Origin of the sequence: Micromonospora sediminimaris (assembly GCF_016863575.1) — a bacterium.
In the GTDB taxonomy this organism is placed as follows: domain Bacteria; phylum Actinomycetota; class Actinomycetes; order Mycobacteriales; family Micromonosporaceae; genus Micromonospora; species Micromonospora sediminimaris.
In genome coordinates this window covers 46512-61839 of record NZ_BOPD01000027.1, presented here as the reverse complement: position 1 = coordinate 61839, position 15328 = coordinate 46512, and the positions used below count along the sequence as shown (strand labels likewise).

General features: G+C 71.2%; 16 protein-coding genes. 10 read left to right on the top strand and 6 right to left on the bottom strand.

Features of this window, described 5'->3' with window-relative positions:
• Window positions 1-119: 119 nt before the first annotated feature.
• The gene (locus Vse01_RS21420; RefSeq protein WP_093410764.1) at window positions 120-647 is read right to left on the bottom strand and encodes a peptidylprolyl isomerase; all 528 of its coding nucleotides are present in this window, start codon (window positions 645-647) and stop codon (window positions 120-122) included.
• Window positions 648-706: 59 nt separating this feature from the next.
• Here Vse01_RS21420 and Vse01_RS21415 point away from each other — a divergent pair, with 59 nt between their 5' ends.
• Window positions 707-1501, top strand: a complete 795-nt coding sequence (locus Vse01_RS21415) for a hypothetical protein (protein ID WP_093410902.1) — start codon at window positions 707-709, stop codon at window positions 1499-1501.
• A 135-nt stretch (window positions 1502-1636) separates the two neighbouring features.
• On the opposite strand, the gene corA is transcribed toward Vse01_RS21415, so the two are convergent.
• The 4 genes from corA to Vse01_RS21395 all read right to left on the bottom strand — a co-directional run bounded on the left by corA (window position 1637) and on the right by Vse01_RS21395 (window position 5258).
• Window positions 1637-2821, bottom strand: a complete 1185-nt coding sequence (corA, locus tag Vse01_RS21410; protein ID WP_093410766.1) for a magnesium/cobalt transporter CorA — start codon at window positions 2819-2821, stop codon at window positions 1637-1639.
• A 253-nt stretch (window positions 2822-3074) separates the two neighbouring features.
• Entirely contained in the window at window positions 3075-4169 is a 1095-nt protein-coding gene (locus tag Vse01_RS21405; protein WP_093410768.1) for an aminotransferase-like domain-containing protein, read from the bottom strand.
• 127 nt (window positions 4170-4296) lie between these two features.
• Complete coding sequence (locus Vse01_RS21400) at window positions 4297-4755, bottom strand: ester cyclase (protein ID WP_093410771.1); 459 nt, start codon at window positions 4753-4755, stop codon at window positions 4297-4299.
• 110 nt (window positions 4756-4865) lie between these two features.
• On the bottom strand, window positions 4866-5258 hold the full coding sequence (locus Vse01_RS21395; protein WP_093410774.1) for a CBS domain-containing protein: 393 nt from the start codon (window positions 5256-5258) through the stop codon (window positions 4866-4868).
• A 117-nt stretch (window positions 5259-5375) separates the two neighbouring features.
• On the opposite strand from Vse01_RS21395, the gene Vse01_RS21390 reads away from it, so the two are divergent.
• From Vse01_RS21390 to Vse01_RS21370, 5 genes are all read left to right on the top strand, one after another.
• On the top strand, window positions 5376-5825 hold the full coding sequence (locus tag Vse01_RS21390; RefSeq protein WP_232511460.1) for an NUDIX domain-containing protein: 450 nt from the start codon (window positions 5376-5378) through the stop codon (window positions 5823-5825).
• Window positions 5822-6565 (top strand): hypothetical protein, encoded by a 744-nt coding sequence (locus Vse01_RS21385; protein ID WP_093410778.1) that lies wholly within the window; start codon window positions 5822-5824, stop codon window positions 6563-6565. Before Vse01_RS21390 ends, Vse01_RS21385 begins: the two co-directional genes overlap by 4 nt.
• Before the next feature lie 103 nt (window positions 6566-6668).
• Window positions 6669-7400, top strand: coding sequence for a phosphocholine cytidylyltransferase family protein (locus tag Vse01_RS21380; protein WP_093410780.1), 732 nt, complete (start codon window positions 6669-6671; stop codon window positions 7398-7400).
• Window positions 7388-8455 (top strand): iron-containing alcohol dehydrogenase family protein, encoded by a 1068-nt coding sequence (locus Vse01_RS21375; protein ID WP_093410782.1) that lies wholly within the window; start codon window positions 7388-7390, stop codon window positions 8453-8455. The genes Vse01_RS21380 and Vse01_RS21375 overlap by 13 nt, the downstream gene beginning before the upstream one ends.
• Complete coding sequence (locus tag Vse01_RS21370) at window positions 8439-9155, top strand: CDP-alcohol phosphatidyltransferase family protein (RefSeq protein ID WP_093410784.1); 717 nt, start codon at window positions 8439-8441, stop codon at window positions 9153-9155. The genes Vse01_RS21375 and Vse01_RS21370 overlap by 17 nt, the downstream gene beginning before the upstream one ends.
• A gap of 91 nt (window positions 9156-9246) precedes the next feature.
• Here Vse01_RS21370 and Vse01_RS21365 read toward each other — a convergent pair whose 3' ends face one another.
• The gene (locus Vse01_RS21365) at window positions 9247-10551 is read right to left on the bottom strand and encodes a glycosyltransferase family 4 protein (RefSeq protein WP_093410786.1); all 1305 of its coding nucleotides are present in this window, start codon (window positions 10549-10551) and stop codon (window positions 9247-9249) included.
• Window positions 10552-10575: 24 nt separating this feature from the next.
• Between Vse01_RS21365 and Vse01_RS21360 the strand changes: the two genes are divergently transcribed.
• The 4 genes from Vse01_RS21360 (at window position 10576) to Vse01_RS21345 (ending at window position 15327) form a co-directional block, all read left to right on the top strand.
• On the top strand, window positions 10576-11436 hold the full coding sequence (locus tag Vse01_RS21360) for an Fpg/Nei family DNA glycosylase (protein WP_093410788.1): 861 nt from the start codon (window positions 10576-10578) through the stop codon (window positions 11434-11436).
• Window positions 11437-11702: 266 nt separating this feature from the next.
• Entirely contained in the window at window positions 11703-13274 is a 1572-nt protein-coding gene (locus tag Vse01_RS21355) for a sugar transferase (protein ID WP_093410904.1), read from the top strand.
• A gap of 50 nt (window positions 13275-13324) precedes the next feature.
• On the top strand, window positions 13325-14551 hold the full coding sequence (locus Vse01_RS21350) for a sensor histidine kinase (protein ID WP_093410790.1): 1227 nt from the start codon (window positions 13325-13327) through the stop codon (window positions 14549-14551).
• On the top strand, window positions 14548-15327 hold the full coding sequence (locus tag Vse01_RS21345; RefSeq protein WP_093410792.1) for a LytR/AlgR family response regulator transcription factor: 780 nt from the start codon (window positions 14548-14550) through the stop codon (window positions 15325-15327). The genes Vse01_RS21350 and Vse01_RS21345 overlap by 4 nt, the downstream gene beginning before the upstream one ends.
• Window position 15328 lies beyond the last annotated feature (1 nt).

Here is a 15328-nt window from a genome sequence, read left to right as displayed (position 1 = left end):
ACCAGTCTGCAAGCCGCCGGTCGCCGTCGACGTGCCCGAGCCGGCACTCGGCGATTGGTCGACCAGACCATGAACCCGCACGGCGAGCCGGCCCTTCGGCACCGCCCGCAGACGCCCGGTCAGGCCGAGCGCTCGATCTCGACGCGCTCGATGACGACGTCCTGGAGCGGCCGGTCGCTGGGGCCGGTCGGGGTGTTGGCGATCGCCTCGACGATCTTCGCGGACTGCTCGTCGGCTACCTGCCCGAAGATGGTGTGCCGGTTGTTCAGGTGCGGCGTCGGCGAGACGGTGATGAAGAACTGCGAGCCGTTGGTGCCGGGTCCGGCGTTCGCCATCGCCAGCAGGTACGGCCGGTCGAACCGCAGCTCGGGGTGGAACTCGTCGGCGAAGGTGTAGCCCGGCCCGCCCCGGCCGGTGCCCGTCGGGTCACCCATCTGAATCATGAAACCGCTGATCACCCGGTGCGAGATGGTGCCGTCGTAGTACGGGCCACTGCCCGGCTGCCCGGTCCGCGGGTCGGTGTACTCGCGGGTGCCCTCGGCCAACTCGACGAAGTTGCGGACGGTCTTCGGGGCGTGGTTACCGAAGAGCTCCAGCCGGATCGGGCCGGCGTTGGTGTGCAGGGTGGCGTAGACAGCCTCGGCCACGGGTACTCCTTATTCGTTGGTCAGTTCCATGCGGATCCTCCCATGTGCCCGATCTGGACATGCGGAGGCATCCGAAGGTGGAGGATGAGACAGAGCAACTCCCAGGAGGTGGGACCGTGTTTGGAAACTGGCGGCGAAAGACCCAGGCGCAGTTGGCCCGGGCCGAATTGAACCGCAGCATCGGTCACCTGAGGCAGGCCGCCACGCATGCCGCGAGGGGCGCCGGCGACACGGTCGGCCCGCGATTCCAGGCGGCCCGCGGTGCGGTGGCACCGACCGCCGTCGTGGTCCGGGACCGGGCATCGAACGGCCTCGCATCGACGGCCGCAGCCCTCGCGCCGCTTGCTCTGGCCGTACGTCACGCGCAGTCCGACGCGGCCGATCGGGCCGCCAAGGGGAAGAAGGCCGCGGTCGCCAAGCAGGCCGCGGTCAGTAGGAAGGCGAAGAAGATGAAGGCGAAGAAGAAGTCCCGCCGGAGCGGGACCATGGTCGGCCTGCTGGCCGCCGGTGCGGTGGCCGGGCTGGCCGGCGCGATGGCCCTGCGGCGGCACCGCGAGCAGCAGGAGTGGGCCGAGTACGACGCGGGTGCCGCGCTTGAGCCGATGCACGAGGAGGTGGAGACCATCGAGGTGCGTACGACCGGCCCGGCCGGTGCCGGCAAGGTCTCGACCGGAGCGGGCAGCTCGGCGGTGGCCAGCGGCGACAGCGCCTCCACCACCCCCACCGCGACCGCGCCGTCCGGGGTCGCCACCGGGAAGGTCCCCTCGGTCGCCGAGGGTGCCCGCACCAGCAGCGGCCGCCCCGCCGACGACCTGAGCAAGGCCACCAACCACAAGTCCAACACCCGCGCCTGACCACTCCCCCTCCCGCCCCCCACCCCTGTCAAGGATGATCATGAAGTTGTCGCCGCGCACACCGGTGTGTCGCGGCGACAACTTCATGGTCAGCGCAGCCAGCGACGCGGGCGGTCGGGGGAAGGGAGGGTCGGGTCAGAGCCAGTCGTTGCGGCGGAACCAGCGGTAGAGGGCCAGCGAGATGCTGAGCATCAGGGCCAGCACCACGGGGTAGCCGTAGGTCATCCTCAGCTCCGGCATGAAGTCGAAGTTCATGCCGTAGATGCCGGCGATCGCGGTCCACACGGCGGCGATGGCCGCCCAGGCCGCGATCTTGCGCATGTCGTTGTTCTGGTCGACCGTCACCTGGGCCAGCCGCGCCTGAAGGATCGAATTGAGCAGGTCGTCGTAGGAGTTGACCTGCTCGACGGTGCGGCTGAGGTGGTCCTGCACGTCTCGGAAGTAGCGGCGCACCTCCTTGGGCACGTCCCGGTTCATCTGCGAGGTCAGCGTCACCAGCGGCCGTTGCAACGGCATCACCGCCCGCTTGAACTCGACCAGTTCCCGCTTCATCTGGTAGATCCGCTGGATCCGGCCGCTGGTCTGGCGGTCGAAGACCTCCGTCTCCAGCACGTCCATGTCGTCCTCAAGCTGGTCGGCAACCTCCAGGTAGAGGTCGACGACCCGGTCCGTGATCGCGTACGCCACCGCCCAGGGACCGTTGAGCAGCAACTCCCGGCGAGCCTCCAACTCCTCGCGTACGGGCGCGAGCCGGCAGGCGTCGCCGTGCCGGACACTGACCACGAACTGCGGGCCGATGAAGAGCATCACCTGCCCGGTCTCCACCACCTCGGAGTTCTCCGTCAGCTCGGTGTGCTCGCAGTAGCGGGCGGTACGCAGCACCAGGAAGCTGACCTCGCCGAAACGTTCCAGCTTCGGACGCTGCTGGGCCTTGACCGCGTCCTCCACGGCCAGTTCGTGCAGCCCGTACGTGGTGGCGATCTCGGTCATCTCGGCCAGCTCCGGCTCGTGCAGGCCGAGCCAGACGAAGCCGGCCTCGGCGCTGCGAGCCGCGGCCAGCGCGTCGGCGTAGTCCCAGTCGCCGGCCTGCCGTTGACCGTCGAGATAGAGCGCGCAGTCGACCACCGCGCTACGTCGCCGGTCGGCCGTCGGCTCACCCGACTGGGCTCCGTCCGAGCTGAGCCGGCGCGTCACGGCCCGCACGGGTGACCAGTTGCGGGGCCGCAGGGCGCGGCCCCCGGTGGCGCCCACGTTCCGGTTGCCAGTGGTGGCCGGGCCGTCCGGGGAGGTCGTCCCCGCGCGTTGCGTCCGCTCCGTCATCACGCCCTCCCCCCGCCGGCTGCGGTTTGCAGGTTACGCCGCCGCAGTGATCATGACCGGGCGGCAGGGGTGGCGCCGGACGGACCGGACCGCATCGGGGGGGGTGAGGGGGCGACCCGGCCCGCCCGGCGCCGTGGGGGCGGGGGTTGTGCGTACGCGTGGTGAGACGCTCGCAGCATTGTGGGCCCCGAGTCGCCTCAGCGGGAGACCCGGGCCGACCGGTATCGCCGTACTGTCGGAAAGCCGACAGAAATTAGCCGCGCACCGCCTTCATCGCCTCGGCCAGCCGCCGAACTCCCTCGTCGATCCGATCCGCGGTGACCGCCGAATAGGCCAGCCGGAGCGCGGACCGGCCGCCGTCGATCACGAAGTCGCTGCCCTTGACCACCGCGACGCCACGCTCGGCCGCCGCCGGAGCGAGCCGGTCGACCGCCACGTCCTCCGGCAACTCGACCCAGAGGAAGTAGCCACCGTCCGGCTCCACGAACCGGGCCTCCGGAATGTGCCGGCGCAGCGACTCGGCGAGGACCGTGGCGCGCTCGCCGAGGGCCGCCCGGACCGTCTCGATGGAACGCCCGATGTCCCCCGACACGCAGAACTGGTGCACGATGGCCTGGGAAACCATGCCGGGCGAGATGTAGAGGCTGGTCGCCTTCTTCGCGATGTCGCCGATCAGGTCCGCCGGGCCCACCAGGTAACCCACCCGCACCCCCGGGCAGACGGTCTTGGTGAAGCTGGAGGCGTGCACGACCACGTTGCGGGTGTCCATCGACAGCATCGACGGCAGCGCCTCGCCCCGGAACCGGATGTCCGCGTACGGGTCGTCCTCGAAGATCGTGAAACCGAACTCCGCAGCCAGGTCCAGCAGCTCGCGGCGCTTCTCCAGGGACAACGTCACGCCGGCCGGATTCTGGTAGTTCGGGATCACGTGGGCCAGCCGAGGACGCACCCCGGACTCCAGCAGCTTGCGCAACTCGGCGGTGTCCAGACCGTCCGGCTGGATGGTGACAGCGTGCAGCTCACTGCCCATGTTCCGCAGATTCAGCAGGGTGCGGTCGTAGGTGGGACGCTCCACCACCACCGCGTCGCCGGGGCGGACCAGGTGATCGAAGAGAAAGGCGTCGGCCTGCAACGATCCGTTGGTGACCAGCACCTGCTCCGCCTCGACACCGTGCTTCTCGGCGATCCACTTCCGGAGCGGGACGTAGCCGACGGAGGTGCCGTACGCGGTCACCCCGGCGGGGTCGGCGTCGAAGGCGCGGACGGCGGCGGCCTTGAGCCCCTCGACATCGACGATGTCCAGTGAGGGGGCGCCACGGGCAAAGGAGATCAGCTGCTCGGCGGTCATGGCTGTTCAGCGTACGGGCGGAGGTGGGACGTGCGCGGAAGGCACGGCGATGTCCGCATCCTGAGCCACCGGGTCGGGTGAACGGGCACGTCCGGTGGCCGACCCCACCCGCCGACTGTGCGGCAGATCAGGCCGGAAGGCCGACCGGCTCGTCCTGCGGCCGGCGTGACGTCCCCGCGACCCGCAGGCCGAGCAGAGTCATCAGCTGCCCCCAGTCGAAGTAGGACCGCCAGGCGGCGATCCGTCCCCGTCGCACCCGGACCACGTCCACCACTTCCCAGGCGACGTCCCGTCCGGTGGGCGCGACGGTCCCGAACGGGGTGTGCAGCACGCCGGTGTGGGTGCCGGTCAGCAGGTGCTCGACCGCCGCGCCACCGGCCGTGCGTACCGCACCGAGCGGATCGACCCGCAGGTCGGGAAAGGCACCCGTCCAGGTACGCAGCAGGGCCGGCAACTCGGTCGGACGCACCGTGACGCCGGGCATGGCGTAACGCGCATCCGTCGCGTACAGCTCCGGCAGGCGAGCCACGTCGCGCCGCAGGAGCATCTCGTACTGCTGCTGGATCAACCGGTCCGCGCCACGCATCACGCCTCCCCGCGCGGGCACGATCGGCCCGCGCCCGCAACAGGGGCATTACCCGCCGACCGGCCCGCCCAACCCGGGACGGATCGATCGACCGCCGATCGGCGACCTGGTCAGCCGGTGCCGACCATCCGGCTGGCCGCCCACACCCGCATGATGTCGCGTACGGAGATGACGCCGGCGACCTCCCGACCGTCGAGGACGACCAGGTGCCGGAAGCCACCCCGGGCCATCGCCGCCGCCGCTTCCTCGATCGTCCATTCCGGCCCCGCGTAGACGACGTCCCAGGTCAGGTGGGCCCCGGTCCGTTCGACGTCGCAATCAAGACCGGCTCCGATCGCGTTGAGCACATCCCGCTCGGTCATGATCCCGATGCCCTCGGAATCCGGGTCGATCACCACCGCCGACCCGATACGGCGCTCCGACATCATCCGCGCCGCCTGCCGCAGCGTGTGCTCCGGACCGACCACGAGGATCTCACTGGACATAGCTTCCCGAACCTGCATGACACATCACCCCTTTGGGACGGCTGCACCCGGTTACCCGCAATGGTGAGCCCCGTAGGTTTCCAGGACAAGACCGGACATCGTCGCGGCGGGACGGTCGCGGCTACTGTTCTTGACGTGTCCACCGAGCCGCTGCGCTGCGCGGGAGCGCTGATCGTCGCCCCCGACGGACGCCTGTTCTTCCAACGCCGCTCGCCGCACCGGCGACTCTTCCCCAACTGCTGGGACATCGTCGGCGGGCACCTCGAACCGGGCGAGTCCGTGCACGACGCGCTGCACCGGGAGGTCACCGAGGAGACCGGCTGGCGGGTGTCCGAGGTGCTCGCCGAGGTCGGCGAGTACCGCTACGTCGGAGACGACGGCCTGGCCCGGGTCGAGAGCGACTGGCTGGTCCGGGTCGATGGCGAGCTGACCGCGCCCGTACTTGAGGCGGGCAAGCACACCGAGTACCGCTGGCTCGGCCCCGACGATCTCGACCTGCTCGACGAGCACCGTGACGTCAACGACGGGTTGATTCGGCACATCGCCGAGCGGGCCTTCGCCGTGCTGCGGTCCATCGGTTCGTGAGCGACACGGTCGGGCTTGCTCCGCACCGGTACGCGGCGCTGGTGGCACCCGCCGTGGACCGGGTCTTCACCGCGGCCATGCAGGCCGGTCGGCACGGCGGCGGGGCCGAGCTGAGCCAGCGGTACGGCGGACCGCCCGCCACCGGCTTCCTGGTGGAGCTGCGCACCCGGCTGGCCGTACCGGGTGGCACGGTCGACGGTCCGGGGTTCGCCGCGGTGACCCGCTACCGGGATCCGACCGCCTGCCGGCGCAGTCTTGACCGGCACGTCGCCTACGGCATGATCCACCGCCGGGCGGACGGCGGGCTTGCCGCCACCGAGCGCGGCCTGGCCTTTCTCGCCGAGCTGTACCAGGTGCACGCCGAGGTGACCGAGGAGCTGTGGGCCGGACACCACGACCGGGTGCTGCGGCTGGTGCAGGTCGCCGGCCGGCTGTTGACCGCCACGCAGGGCGGCGAGGCATTCCACGCGGTGGCACCCCCGTACGAGCCGGACAGCGCCCCGCCCGGCCTGCTGCTGCTCAACCGGCTCGGCGCGCTGCGCTACCACCGGGCCGACGCGCACGCCGCCGCCTGGGAGGCCGCCGGACACACCGCCGCGAGCATCGCGGAGCTGCCGAACGGTCCGCAGCGCCAGGCCATCGAGTTGGAGACCGACCGCCGAGCGGCCGGCCCGTACGCCGTGCTGACCGCCGAGGAACGGTTGACCATGCTCGCCGACCTGGCGGCTCTGCCCGGCTGACCGGGGTGCGCACCGGCCGCTGGCCGCTGACCGGCGACAGCGCCGCCACGGGCGGCGCTATCCTCCTTCGGTGAACGCCGCGAGAACAGGAAACGATGCCGGCATGGTCGGAATGGTGCTGGCAGCTGGCGCTGGTCGCCGGCTGCGCCCGTACACCGACACGCTGCCCAAGGCGCTGGTGCCGGTGGATGGCGAGATCACCATCCTCGACATCGCATTGCGCAACCTGGCCGAGGTGGGGCTCACCGAGGTCGTGGTGGTGGTCGGCTACGCCGCCGATGCCGTCCGCGAACGCCAGGCCGAGTTGGAGCGCCGGTACGGCGTCACGATCACCCTGGTGCCCAACGACAAGGCCGAGGAGTGGAACAACGCGTACTCCCTCTGGCTGGCGCGTGACTGGTTCTCCCGGGGGGTTCTGCTGGTCAACGGCGACACCGTGCACCCGGTGAGCATCGAGAAGACCCTGCTGGCCGAGCGGGGGCCGGGCGTGCTGCTCGCGGTCGACACCCTCAAGCCGCTGGCCGAGGAGGAGATGAAGACCACCTTCGACGCCGCCGGCCAGCTCACCCGGATCACCAAGCTGATGGACCCGGGCGAGGCGTACGGCGAGTACATCGGGGCCACTCTGATCGAGCCGCAGGTGGCCGAGGCGCTCGCCGACGCCCTGGAGGCGACCTGGCGGCGCGACCCGAACCTGTACTACGAGGACGGGTACCAGGAGTTCGCCGACCGTGGCGGTGAGGTCCGGGCCGCGCCGATCGGCGACGTGGCGTGGGTCGAGGTCGACAACCACGCCGACCTGACCCGGGCGCGGGAGATCGCGTGCCGCTACTAGCCCGTACCGTCGCGACGCCGCTGTCGATCGAGGTCCGCCGGGGCGCGGTGGCCGACCTCGGCTCGCTGCTGGCCGACCGCCGGATCTCCAGCGGCGGCGACGTCGCGGTGGTGGTCGGCCCGGGTCAGGGCGAGAAGATCGTCGAGCTGTGCCGGCCCTCGCTCGGGTCGGCCGACGTGTTCACGGTCGCCGGTGGCAGCGTCGACTCCGCAATCGAACTCGGCGACCAGCTACGCCGCCGCAGCTACGACGCCGTCGTCGGGATCGGCGGCGGGAAGACCATCGACACCGCCAAGTACGCCGCCACCCGCTACGGCATCCCGATGGTCACCGTGGCGACAAGCCTCGCCAACGACGGGATCGCCTCTCCGGTGGCGTCGCTGGCCCATGAGGGCGGCAAGGGTTCGTACGGGGTGCACATCCCGATCGCCGTGCTTGTCGATCTCGACTTCGTGGAGAACGGGCCGGACCGGCAGACCCAGGCCGGCATCGGCGACGCGGTGAGCAATCTCAGCGCCTGCGCGGACTGGGAGCTGGCCCACCAGGTGCGCGGTGAGCCGATCGACGGGCTGGCCGTGACGCTGGCCCGCACCGGGGCGGAGGCCCTGGTCAACCATCCCGGCAAGATCACCGATGACGGGTTCCTCACCACGCTGGCCGAGGCGCTGATCCTGGGCGGCATCTCGATGTCGATCTGCGGTTCCAGCCGGCCGGCCAGCGGCGGTGACCACGAGATCTCGCACGCCATCGACCATCTCTTCCCGAGCACCGCCTCGCACGGGGAGCAGGCCGGGCTCGGCGCGTTGTTCTGCACCTTCCTCCGGGGCGACCTGGAACGGTTCGGTCAGCTCGCCCGCTGCCTGCACCGGCACGGGCTGTCCACCCGACCCGCCGACCTCGGGCTCACCGACGAGCAGTTCGTCGAGGCGGTGGCCTTCGCCCCGCACACCCGGCCCGACCGTTACACGATCCTCGAACACCTGGCGCTGTCCGCCGACGACCTTCGTACCCGGCTGGGAGACTACGTTGACGCCCTCCGTGAGCACCTTGGCTGAGCCGTCCCACCCCACGGTCGCCGACTTCCACCGGGTGAACCGGGGCGGTGGCCTGTTCAGCGAGTCGGTCAGCCAGTGGATCGGCGCGGTCTTCGCGCTTGTCGCCCAGCGTCTCGGGCTCCGGCCGACCGCGCTGACCATCACCAACCTGCTGCTCGGGCTGGCCACCTCGGTCACCGTGGTCGCCCTCGCCGGCCCGGTCGCCGCCGGGGACGTGCCGGCTCCGGTGGTCGGGCTGGTCGCGCTCGTCGGCTGGCAGATCGCGTACGCCCTGGACTGCGCCGACGGTCAGTTGGCCCGGGTGACCGGGCAGGGCAGCTCGGCGGGTGCCCGGGTCGACGTGCTCTGTGACGTGGCCGCCCAGATCGCCCTGGTCGCCGCCCTGTCCGCCACCGCTGTGGCGCAGCAGCCGGCAACGCCGACCTGGCTGGTCGCGGCCTTCGCCGGCACCTGGATGGTCAACCTGGTCACCTCGGTGATGCAGTCCGGCCCGAACGCGGCAAGCATGGTCACCAGCACCAGCCTGCCGGTACGCCTGGTGAAGCTGGTCCGCGACTACGGCGCGGTCATCTTCGTGGCCGCCCTGGTGCTGGCCCTGGCTCCGGCGCTCACCCTCTGGGTCATGATCGCCTTCACCGCCGTCAACGGCGGCTTCCTGCTGGCCAGCATCGCCTTCTCCGCCCGCGCCAGCCTCCGCTGACCGAGGGTCGCGGCACCCGATCCGCGAGACGCGGAATGTCGCGGCTTCCCATCGCCGGGAAACCGCGACATCCCGCAAACTGTGCCCGCCGTCAGCGGCACAGGTCGGCGTAGATGTCGATCAGGCGTTTGGTCACGGCGTCCGGGTGGAAATTGCGCTCGTAGCGCAGCCGGGCGGTAGCCGAGAGCGCCGAGGCGCCGGCGGCGGCCATCGGCAGGGCGGCGGCCAGGGCGGCCGGCTCCGGTGGCACGACCCAGCCCGCCTCGCCGGTCACCACACCGGCCGGCACCGCCGATTCGGTGTCACGACCATCGCGGGAGGGAGCCGATGAGCCGGGCACGGAGCCAGAGACGACGGGGGCGGAGGCTGAGGCGACGGCGGCCGGGCCGGTGCCGGCGGGTTCCCGGGGGGTGTCCGCGCCGACCAGGTACGGGATGCCGCCGAGCGCGGTGCCGAGCACCGGCCGACCACTGGCCAGCGCCTCGATGATCACGGTAGGCAGCACGTCGTGCCAGGTGGATGTCGCCAGCACCACGGCACTGGCGGCCAGCGCCTGCCGGACGCCCGCCCGGTCCAGCGGGCCGAGGTAGGTGACGTCGGAGCGCTCTGCCGCCACCGCTTCGACGAGTGGACGCAACTCACCGTCACCGGCGATCCGCAGCGGCCCGAGCATGCCGTCGGGGTGCCGACGCCAGGCCTCCACGAGCAGGTCGAGACCCTTCTCGGGAGAGAGCCGGCCGAGGAACAGGAAACCCTGGCCGAGCGGTGCGGGCGTGCCCGGGTCGGGAATCCCGTTCGGTTTCACGACGATCCGCGAATCGGGGATGCCGTAGTCCCGCAGGTGATCGGCGACCGCCGTGGTCAGGGCGATGAACCGGTCCACCGACTTCCAGGTGCCCCGGTGCACGGCCAGGGTGGTGGCCATCAGCGCGCTCTGCGCCCGGGACCCCCGGTAGCAGCGGTGCACCACCGCCGGCACGCCCAGGGCCCGGCCCCGGCAGTCCTGACAGATCACGCCGTCCCGGAAGTACAGCCCCGAGGAGCAGACCTGCCGGTAGTTGTGCACCGTCTGCACCACCGGCACCCCGTGCCGGTGCGCGGTCCGCACCACCCAGGGCGACAGCAGCGGGTACGGGTTGTGCAGGTGGAGCACGTCCGGTCGGTGCTCGGTGAGCAGCCGACCCAGTTCCTGCTGGGCGCGGGGCGCGTAGATCGGGGAGATCGGGAGCAGCGCCTTCGCCGTCTTCGGCATCGCCGGGATCTCGTCGGAACTGCGCAGGAACGGCAGCACCTCCACCCCGGCGGCGGCGAGTTGGGTGATCTCGGCGTCGACGATGGTGTTCTCACCGGAGGGCTGAGCTTCCCGGTACCGGTTGTGCGCCACCACGATTCTCACGGGAAAGAAGGCTACCGTTGGACGATGCCCGAACTACCGGAGGTGGAGGCGCTCGCCGGTTACCTGCGACAGCGCGCGGTGGGCCGGCGGGTCGACCGCCTGGAGGTCGCCGCGATCAGCGCCCTGAAGACGTACGACCCGCCGCCGACCGCCGTCGCGGGCCGGGCGGTGACCGACGCGCGACGGTACGGCAAGTTCCTCGACGTGGTCTTCGACGGCGGGCTGCACCTGGTGGTCCACCTGGCCCGCGCCGGCTGGCTGCACTATCGGGAGGCGTTCGCCTCGGCCGTTCCGTTGCGACCCGGCAAGGGGCCGATCGCGATCCGGGTACGCCTCGACGACGGCTCCGGCTTCGACCTGACCGAGGCCGGTACGCAGAAGAAACTCGCCGCCTACCTGGTGACGGATCCACAGGCGGTGCCCGGGGTGGCCAAGCTCGGGCCGGACGCGCTCTCGGCCGACCTCGCCACCTTCGCCGGTGCGCTGCGTGGCCGCCGGGGCCAGGTCAAGGGGGTCCTCACCGACCAAGCGGTGCTCGGCGGGGTCGGCAACGCGTACTCCGACGAGATCCTGCACGCCGCGAAGCTGTCGCCGTTCGCGTTGACCGACCGGCTGACCGACGACCAGATGGCGACCCTGCACGCGGCGACCCGCCGGGTGCTCGGCGACGCGGTGACCCGGTCGCTGGGGCAGCGGGCCGCGGAGTTGAAGGGCGAGAAGCGGTCCGGCCTCAAGGTACACGCCCGCACCGGGCTGCCCTGTCCGGTCTGCGGAGACACCGTCCGGGAGGTCTCGTTCGCCGACTCCAGCCTCCAGTACTGCCCGACCTGCCAGACCGGCGGCAAGCCCCTTGCTGACCGAAGGTTGTCCCGACTTGTACGGTGAGTAATACCACTCGCTGATTACGGAGCGGAATCGGACGCGCGGTGCGCAACCACCGGTCCGGCGCTCTACCCGGGCCGTCATCCATCGGTATAGTGGCCCGGTCCCCGGCCTAAGAATGGCGTGGGGCCGGCCAGATCCCAGGCGGTAGGTGGCCGCCGCGCAAAGTCCCTCGGGTCGGCAACGGAACGGAACTCGCGTGGGAAACTGGAACGGTGGGCGACCCGGGCGGTCACGGCGAGTGAACGCGGCGGGGCATGCGGGAGGACATGAGTGAGGTGACGACCAGCCTCCAGCGCCCGGTGACCAACGAAGGCCGGAGCAGACTCGTGCGGCACGTCGACAGCTTCGAGATCCAGCCGCCGAACCCGCCATCCCCGAACGGTGTACCCCGATCGGCGTGGGCCCGGGCCCGGCGGCGCGTGTCGCGCTGGCACCGGCCCTACACGGCGATCCTGCTGCTACTCGACTTCGCCGCGGCGGCCTTCGCCAGCTACACCGCGATCCGCACCTTCGACCAGGCCACCGCAGGTTTCCATCAGGCGCAGAACGACCCGACCTGGTTCTACACCGTCGCGTTCCTGCTGCTGCCGCTCGGCTGGCTGGTCATCCTCTGGTTCAACGGCGCCTACGACCGACGCTGTCTCGGGCTCGGGCCGGACGAGTTCAAGCGGGTGATCCGGGCCGGGGTGACCGTCTGCGCGGCGGTGTCGTTCCTCGCCTTCGCCACCAAGACCGACCTGTCCCGGTTCACCGTCGGCACGGCGTTGCTGCTGGCGTTGCTGCTGATCCTGCTGGGACGGATCCTGACCCGTTTCGTGCTGCACACCGTCCGGCGCAACATCCAGCAGGCGGCGCACCGGATGGTGCTGGTCGGCACCCTGCCGGAGTGCCTGGAGGTGTACACGGCGGTCACCCGCACCCCGGCCGCCGGGTTGGTTCCGGTCGCCATCCACATCACCGACGGTTACGCGGCGGCCAAGGGCGTGCAGACCCCGGTTCCGGTGTACGCGGGCCGCGACGTGCTGGCCCTCGTACGCGAGGTCGGCGCGGACACCATCGCGGTCTGCGGCTCGGCCAGCGCTGAGCCCGGTGAGCTACGTCGCCTGGCCTGGCAGTTGGAGGGCTCCGGCGTCGATCTGGTGGTGGCGCCGCAACTGACCGACATCGCCGGCCCCCGGGTGCACATCCGCCCGATCGAGGGCCTGCCGCTGCTGCACGTCGAGGAACCCACTCTGTCCGGGCCGGCGCTGCTGGCCAAGAACATGATGGACCGGGTGGCCGCCGGGCTCGGGCTGCTCGCGCTGATCCCGGTCTTCGTCGCCATCGCCATCGCCATCCGGATCTCCGATCCGGGTCCGGTCTTCTTCCGCCAACCCCGGGTGGGGCACGAGGGGCGCACGTTCCGGGTGTGGAAGTTCCGGACCATGTACGTCGACGCTGAGGACCGGCTGGCCAGCCTGGTCGACCAGAACGAGACCGACGGCATGCTGTTCAAGATGAAGCAGGATCCCCGGGTCTTCCCGGTGGGCCGCTTCCTGCGCGCCTCGTCGCTGGACGAACTGCCGCAGCTGATCAACGTGCTCAAGGGTGAGATGTCGCTGGTCGGGCCGCGTCCGCTGCCCGCCGACGATGGCGACTTCCTGGGTGATGTGCGACGCCGGCTGCTGGTCCGCCCGGGTATGACCGGGTTGTGGCAGGTGTCCGGCCGCTCCGATCTCTCCTGGGACGAGGCCGTCCGGTTGGACCTGTACTACGTCGACAACTGGTCGCTGGCGTACGACCTGAGCATCCTGTGGCGCACGGTCGGCGTGGTGGTGGCGCGCAAGGGCGCATACTGACCGGTGCCCACCCCTTTCCCGCAGCGTCCGCAACCAGCAGGATCGTCGACGTGGGTGGCAACATCTCCGCCGTGATCGGCGTCTTCTCTCTGGTCAGTGTGCTGGCCGGGGCGCTGTTCGCGGTCGGCCGGCTACGCGGGCGGCGCGGCATCGCCACGCCCGGACAACGGGCCACCTACGAGGTACTGCACACCGCCGGGCTGGCGGCCGAACCGCTGCGGGCTGGGCTGAACCCGGCCGGCGCGGCAAAGGCCGCCCGCCACCTGCGCACCCTGGTCGGCGCGGAAGGGCTGGCGTTGACCGACACCGACGACCTGCTCGCGCTCGACGGACGCGGCGCACACCACCGGGACCAGCTGCGGACCGCCGCCCGGCGGGTGATCGCATCCGAGCGTTCCACCGTGCTGGGCGAGGCGGAGCTGACCTGCGACCGGATCGACTGCCCGGTCCGGGGCGCGGTGGTGGCCCCGCTCGGTGGGGCGTCCGGCCGGATCACCGGCGCGCTTGTCGCCGTCACCGACGGCGCTCCGGCACCCGGTCTGGTCCAGGCCACCCTGGAGACCGCCCACTGGGCCGGCAGCCAACTGGCCCTGGCGGAGCTGGACTCGTCCCGGGAGCGGTTGGCCCGGGCCGAGGTACGCGCCCTGCGCGCCCAGATCAGCCCGCACTTCATCTACAACGCGCTGACCGCGATCGGTTCCTTCGTCCGCACCGATCCGGAACGGGCCCGGGAGCTGATCCTGGAGTTCGCCGAGTTCACCCGGTACTCGTTCCGGGCGCACGGCGAGTTCACCACGCTGGCTGAGGAGCTGCGCTCGATCGACCGCTACCTGACCATCGAGCGGGCCAGGTTCGGCGACCGGCTTCAGGTGCGGCTCCAGATCGCCCCCGAGGTGCTGCCGGTGACCCTGCCGTTCCTGTGCCTGCAACCACTTGTCGAGAACGCGGTTCGCCACGGGTTGTCGCGCAAGCCGGGCACGGGCATGGTGAGCATCGAGGCTCGGGATGCGGGCGCTGAATGCCACATAACGGTGGAGGACGACGGAGTGGGGATGGATCCGGCCACGCTGACCGCGGGAATCGCCGAGCTGGCCGGGTCGACCGGCGACCCGGGGGACGATCCGGGCCAGCACGTCGGGTTGTCGAACGTCGACGAGCGCCTGCGCTCGGTCTTCGGTGACGGTTTCGGCCTGGTCGTCGAGACCGGTGTCGGCTCGGGTACGAAGGTGAGCATGCGGGTGCCGAAGTTCCACCCCGGCGTACGGGCGGGTTCGTGACCGGCTCCGGCCCGACCGCCGCCACCGGCTTCCTGCGGGTGCTGGCGGTCGACGACGAGCCACCGGCGCTTGACGAGCTGGCGTACCACCTGCGGGCCGATCCCCGGGTGGCCCGGCTTTACACGGCCGGCGACGCCACCGAGGCGCTGCGGGTGCTCCGCGACGACGACGTGGACGTGGTCTTCCTGGACATCCGGATGCCCGGCCTGGACGGCATGGAGCTGGCCCGGGTGCTGCGCCGCTTCGCCCGCCCTCCGGCGATCGTCTTCGTCACCGCGTACGACGACGGCGCCGCGGACGCCTTCGACGTGGGCGCCACCGACTACGTGCGCAAGCCGGTACGCGCCGAGCGGCTGGCCGAGGCGCTCCGCCGGGTGGTCGGCTCGCGGGTGGTGCCCACCCATCCCGCCGCGCTGGCCCGGGCCGAGGAGGATCCCACGATCCCGGTCGAACTGGCCGGCACCACCCGGATGCTGCCCCGGTCCGCCGTGCGGTGGGTCGAGGCACAGGGCGACTACGCCCGGCTGCACACGGCGGACGGGTCACACCTGGTGCGGGTGTCGCTGGCCACGCTCGCCGAACGGTGGGCCGACGCCGGGTTCGTCCGGATCCACCGGTCGTACCTGGTGCAGCTACGGCTGATCGCCGAACTCCGCCTGGTCAACTCCGGCTACGTGGTGGTCATCGACGGCACCGAGCTGCCGGTGAGCCGCCGGCACACCCGGGAGCTGAAGGACAAGCTGGTCCGGGCCGCCAAGCAGGAGTGGAGCCGCTGAT